The sequence below is a fragment of the Pseudomonas sp. RL_15y_Pfl2_60 genome, from assembly GCF_963970595.1.
GTDB lineage: Bacteria > Pseudomonadota > Gammaproteobacteria > Pseudomonadales > Pseudomonadaceae > Aquipseudomonas.
Window position 1 is genome coordinate 1 of sequence record NZ_CAXAOE010000012.1, and the last position, 1,203, is coordinate 1,203.

The 1,203-nt window shown below is 52.8% G+C and carries 1 protein-coding gene; it reads right to left on the reverse strand.

What is annotated here, in order from left to right:
- The coding region (locus AACY26_RS21270; RefSeq protein ID WP_339516986.1) for an IS110 family transposase at window positions 1-924 on the reverse strand (924 nt) is incomplete at its 3' end.
- Window positions 925-1,203: the final 279 nt, after the last annotated feature.

Below are 1,203 nucleotides of genomic sequence, written 5' to 3' on the forward strand. Positions count from 1 at the left end.
GCCGTAGGCGATGCAGAGTAGCTTGCGCATAGCTGCACAGATGATCTGTTTACCCGTTTTGCCATTGGCTTTCATTCGCTCAGCCAGCGCCCGAATAGCGGGGTTATGAGTGATGGAAACGATGCCTGGCATATAAAGCCCGGCGCGCAACCTAACTGAGCCCATGCGCGAAATCCGCACATGTCCTTTGAGCATTCCTGATTCTTGTAACCTGGGATTGAGTCCGGCAAAAGCCGTGACCGCACGACTGCTTTCAAAGCGCTCGATATCGCCCAACTCCGCCAGTACAAGTGCTGCAGTTCTGTCTGCTATGCCGTCGATGCTGGTCAGCAAGTCTCGTTGGCCGCGCAAATCGTCGTTGTCATCGAAGTGCTGTTTGATCGCCTTTAGCGTTTCATCGATTTGCTGACGCAAGTGTTTAAGCACCGATTCAATTGACGTCCTGACCTTCTGCTCGCTGGTTACATCTAAGCGGTTTTGCTCGATTTGTTCGAGTTCCTGCAAGTCCTTCAAACGACGCACCAAGGCTTTCAGGCGGCGAATAGAAGGTTTCTCAGGTTGCCAGATACGGAGTTCAGGCTGATGCCGGACGCCATAGTCAGCGATAAGTTTGGCATCGACTTTATCCGTCTTTACCCGCTGCAGCTGGCTGCGAGCGTAATAGGCCATTTGTGCGGGGTTAAGGACGCAAACGCTGTAACCCAGCTTAAACAGCCACTCAGCCAAGGCTTCGTGATAGATGCCTGTGGCCTCCATCACGACCCAAGCATCGGCTTCAGCGTATTTGAGCAACCACTGCTGAAAGACCTCAAAGCCCGCAGCGTTATTACTCAGCTTGGCTTTGGTGCGGTACTTGCCATTAGCTTGCAGGGTGGCGATATCGAAGGTGTGTTTGGCTATGTCGATGCCGACAACAATCGTCATGACGCTTACTCCTCATTGAGTTAAGTCGATCGTCACTTCATCCGCCCAACCTTGCTGATGCGAGCTCGAGGCTCAGGATACCGTTCGGACTTACTGGATGAGTGCGGAGGAGTGCAGCGTTATCTACGTTACAAGCTCGAGGCTTTAGGGCGGACACGGCTTGCACTCGCTCCCCCGAGGATCAATCGGGAACTATCGCTCTAAAATAAGCAGTAGTCGAGATACAAGGGCGGGCAACGCGAAGTTTGCCCGCCATGACACTGCGATTAACTGAATATT